Source organism: Streptomyces tibetensis, from assembly GCF_007655005.1.
Taxonomy (GTDB): Bacteria; Actinomycetota; Actinomycetes; order Streptomycetales; family Streptomycetaceae; genus Streptomyces; species Streptomyces tibetensis.
In genome coordinates this window covers 1-3,835 of the sequence record NZ_SZVW01000048.1, presented here as the reverse complement: position 1 = coordinate 3,835, position 3,835 = coordinate 1, and the positions used below count along the sequence as shown (strand labels likewise).

Genomic DNA, 3,835 nt, shown 5'->3' with positions numbered 1-3,835 from the left:
GATCCTCGACCGTATCTGCCGCTACTGCGACAGGATCTCAAAACCAGGTCACTAGTCCGCCGCTCGCTCGCAAGGGCGAGGGCGGCGTCCCGTCCTGGCAGAGATGAACGATCTTGGTGCGGCCACTGAAAGGGCCACCCACGATCCGGATGCCGACGGTGTTGTTGACGGTCTCACCGGCGAGCCAGCGATGGACGGTCTTCATGTGCTCGGAGTCCTCGGTGGCCATGAACACAGCGGATAACGGGCGATGCTGGGTGGGCAAGAGGCGACCTCAGGCCGACAGTCACCGTGGCCGCGATCCGCCTATGGCTCCGCCCGGAGTGAAACGCCCCGCTGCGAGGTCCGTTGCACCCGGGTAGTGGCGACGCAGTTCGCTGAGTACGCGCTCGTCGACAGCCCTGACATCCCACAACGAGCTGTCCACTTCGGTCAGGACGACCATCACCCTGTCCTCGGCGGAACCACAAGCTTCGGCGTCGATCAGCTGGAGGAAGGGGGTCGTCAGCGACAACAGCGTCAAGGTGTCCATGCCGGCGTCAGCAGACCGTCTCTCTATCTCGGCACAGCGAGGATCGACGATCTCGTCAACTTCGACGCGCCACGTCAGGTCCAGGCCGAAGCTGCCGAGGCGGACCAGTAGCTCAGCCAGGGTCACGTAGCGCTTTCCGTGCCAGGCAGGAATCGTGATCCCCTTCATCCCCGCCCCTGCTTCGTCCGTATCGCGCGGCACGCGACCCCCTTCGTTCAGCAGCGAACACTAGGCCACGGCACTCCGACCAGCCCACACGACCCCTCAGACAGGTCCTAGAGCTGTGAAGGTGTCCTGGACCAGCCGCTCAGCCATCCGCGGGCTTTTGGGGCGCAACAGCGTGACGAGCCCTCGCCTGCCCGCTTTGCGGATCTGGGCCGGGGAGCCGAACCGTTCCAGCAGCTGCAGGACGGCCGGGTGTTGGATGCGCGGGCCCAGGACCCGCTCCAGGTGCGGGTGGATCTGGGTGAGCACTCCGCGCAGGCGGTTGTTGCGACCGGCCAGCCCATGTCCCCTGCCACCGCCAGTGGCAGGGCGCCGATGGAGGCGGGCCGGTCGACCACCACGAGGACGGTGCCTTGCTTGGCCTGCAGCTTGCCGAAGACCGGTGGGGAGCGCAGGAGGGTCGTCCGCGAGCCGGGCGGCGGAGTTGACTTGACCCCGGTCTCGGTTTCGGCGAGTGGGCCCAACAGCAATACATCTTGAAAACCCGGTTTGTTGCCTGCTGCTCACACATGGCGGGCTGTCAGCTCAACACGGGGCCTGCTCCTTGGGGCGGGCCAGAGCTCAGCGAGTGCTGTGCAGCAGTTCAGCGGCGGCCTGGGGTGGGACGACCCGGGGGGCTACCTACGTCAGGACTGGCCTCACGAGCGCAGCCGACGCGGCTCTCACGGTGCTGACGAGGTCTTCTGGTTCCTGTTGTGGCACTGCTCGGCGGCGCTACACGGCGGCAAGTCGTCGACCGGTTTCGAGCCTATGGTGTCCGGCCTGCCTTGTCGCGGACTTCGCCTGACCCGGTCGCACGGGTGAACACGCAGGAGGACCAGCGGCTCACAGCAATCTGCGCTGTTGTGCCCGCTGAGTGACGGCCCCGGGATTGTGCCGCGACAAACCGGCGGGATTGAGTTCTCCCGACCGTGTGATGAGGCCGGTCTCGCAAATACCCGTAGGCCTGCAAGAGTTCGTCAGCAAGCGCGGTGGTGGCCTGCACAAGGCCACGCTCGCAGTCTGTCAGGTCGTCCGGGAGGACGCTTGCGTCTGCCGTGGCGTAGGAGAGAATCCGACTGTGTGGGCCGCGGTCGGCCTGTTACGGGGGCGACCTTGGCTTGTCGACGCGGAACGGCACGATGGCCGGTCGCTCAGGATCGAAGATCCTCGCCTGCGTCGACTCGACCCCCACCTCGCAGATGCTGCCAGGCTGCTGCCCGTCGACGTGTTGTCCAAGAAAGCCGCAATGGCGCCCGCCCACCTGGAAGGGCTGCTTTTCCGCGAGGTCGGCGGTTGTCAAAGTGATGGCAGCAAGGTGTCGTCGCGGGAGAAGATGGGCGCCATGACGGATGTAGGCTCTTCCATCGATCCCACCAAGCCCAGTATCGCTCGTGTCTACGATTATCTGCTCGGCGGTAAGGACAACTACGCCGTGGACCGGCAGGTTGGCGACGTGTTCAAACGCGATCTTCCTGGTTCGGTGGCCATCGCCTTCGCCAACCGCCAAGCCCTGACCCGTGCGGTCGAGGTGATCGCGACGACTACCGGCATACGGCAGTTCATCGACCTGGGGAGCGGCCTTCCTACCGCCGACAACGTCCACCAGGTTGCGCAACGGCACGCTCCGGAGTCTCGTGTCGTCTACGTCGACATCGATCCTCAAGTACTGGTACACGGCCGCGCACTTTTGGAGGAGAACGATGGGACCCGGGTCATCCCGGTCGATATTCGCAATCCCGCAGCCGTCCACACCCACCCGGACACACTGGAACTGATCGACTTCGATCGCCCCGTCGCCGTCATGTTCAGCGCCATCCTTCACCACGTAAACGATGAGGAAGACCCAGCCGGAATCGTCCGCTACTGGCGCGACCACGTCGCCTCGGGGAGCTACTTCTTTGTCAGCCACTTCCGTTCCGGCAACAACACAGAGACAGCGGAGGCCGAGAGAGTCCTCCAGGAAACCTTCGGCCGCGGCCGCTGGCGCACCGACGAGGAGATCGAAGCCCTGCTGCACGGCCTGGAGATCCTCGAGCCCGGGATCGTCCCCGCGTCCCTGTGGCGTCCCGTCGTGGCCGACAGCCCGTGGAACAGCAGCGGCGAACGGGACCTGACCGTTTGGGAGCGCCTCATCGCCGCCGGGCTAGCCCGGAAACCGTAGCCTTCGACGACCGAAGTGCCAGGCCGCCCCACCGGTTACCCGCCGTCCGTGGTCCGTCCGCTCGGGCCGTGGCCGTCGGCCCACAAGCGCTGGGGGGCCATTTGCATGTGGTCAAGGTCGAAGGCCAGGAGGTTCGTGTGGTCGAGACCGGAGCCGAACCGCCCCCCTGTGTGCGCAACCGGGCGCGGAGGTGGGGGGGGGCTTGTGCAAGTTCGGCCGGGTGGGTTTCGGCGTTGTGTGTGAGGGCTGGTCGGGTTGTGTCGTGTGTTGGGCCGTCGCGTGCCTGGGGGGTGTCCTCTTTCAGGGCGCGTGATGGTCTGCCCCCCTGTGTGCGCAACCGGGCGCGGAGGTGGGGGGGGGCTTGTGCAAGTTCGGCCGGGTGGGTTTCGGCGTTGTGTGTGAGGGCTGGTCGGGTTGTGTCGTGTGTTGGGCCGTCGCGTGCCTGGGGGGTGTCCTCTTTCAGGGCGCGTGATGGTCTCTTTTTCGACGGGTGGTGTCCTGGCTGGGGGGTGGTTGTGGTGTGTCGGGATACTTTGGCATGTTGGGGTGTTGGGGGTGTTGGTGGGGTGGTTATTTTTGGTGTATGCGGGTTCTTGTGGCTGGTGGGGTGGGGTTTATCGGGTCGGGGTTTGTTCGGGGTTTGTTCGGGGTTTGTTTGCGGGTTCGGGTGGGGGTGGGGGTGGTGTGGGTTTTGGGGTGACGGTTCTTGACGGGCTTTCTTGTGCGGGGAGGGTTGCGGGGTTGGGTCAGGTGTCGGGTCGTCCTGGTTATTGAGGCACGGTGCGTGGTATTCCCCTGGGTTTTGGCTTGGGGGTTGCGGAGTTTGGCTGCCGGCTGTGGGTGGGGTTCACCGGTGGGCTGGGGTTCGCTGTGGGGCTGGCGGACGGGGTTGCTTGGTATTGGGACAGCTGTTCGTGGTGGGGGGCCGCTGGGCG

The 3,835-nt window shown here is 65.6% G+C and carries 3 protein-coding genes and 1 pseudogene; 1 reads left to right on the top strand and 3 read right to left on the bottom strand.

The window, feature by feature from the left end; all coding sequences use genetic code 11:
• Nucleotides 1-37: 37 nt before the first annotated feature.
• The 3 genes and pseudogenes from FDO69_RS40805 to FDO69_RS43210 all read right to left on the bottom strand — a co-directional run.
• Complete coding sequence (locus FDO69_RS40805; protein WP_138430314.1) at nucleotides 38-229, bottom strand: hypothetical protein; 192 nt, start codon at nucleotides 227-229, stop codon at nucleotides 38-40.
• A 57-nt stretch (nucleotides 230-286) separates the two neighbouring features.
• Nucleotides 287-733: a hypothetical protein gene (locus FDO69_RS40800; RefSeq protein WP_234388323.1), complete on the bottom strand. Its 447-nt coding sequence runs from the start codon at nucleotides 731-733 to the stop codon at nucleotides 287-289.
• A gap of 75 nt (nucleotides 734-808) precedes the next feature.
• A pseudogene (locus tag FDO69_RS43210) lies at nucleotides 809-1,137 on the bottom strand (IS110 family transposase); the annotation flags it as partial.
• A 944-nt stretch (nucleotides 1,138-2,081) separates the two neighbouring features.
• Between FDO69_RS43210 and FDO69_RS40790 the strand changes: the two are divergent.
• On the top strand, nucleotides 2,082-2,900 hold the full coding sequence (locus tag FDO69_RS40790; protein WP_104789268.1) for an SAM-dependent methyltransferase: 819 nt from the start codon (nucleotides 2,082-2,084) through the stop codon (nucleotides 2,898-2,900).
• The last annotated feature ends 935 nt before the right edge of the window (nucleotides 2,901-3,835 follow it).

Excerpts from the sequence above, each read along its gene's own strand:
- FDO69_RS40805 (WP_138430314.1), bottom strand. The coding sequence starts at position 229 with ATGGCCACCGAGGACTCCGAGCACATGAAGACCGTCCATCGCTGGCTC.
- FDO69_RS40790 (WP_104789268.1), top strand. The coding sequence starts at position 2,082 with ATGACGGATGTAGGCTCTTCCATCGATCCCACCAAGCCCAGTATCGCT.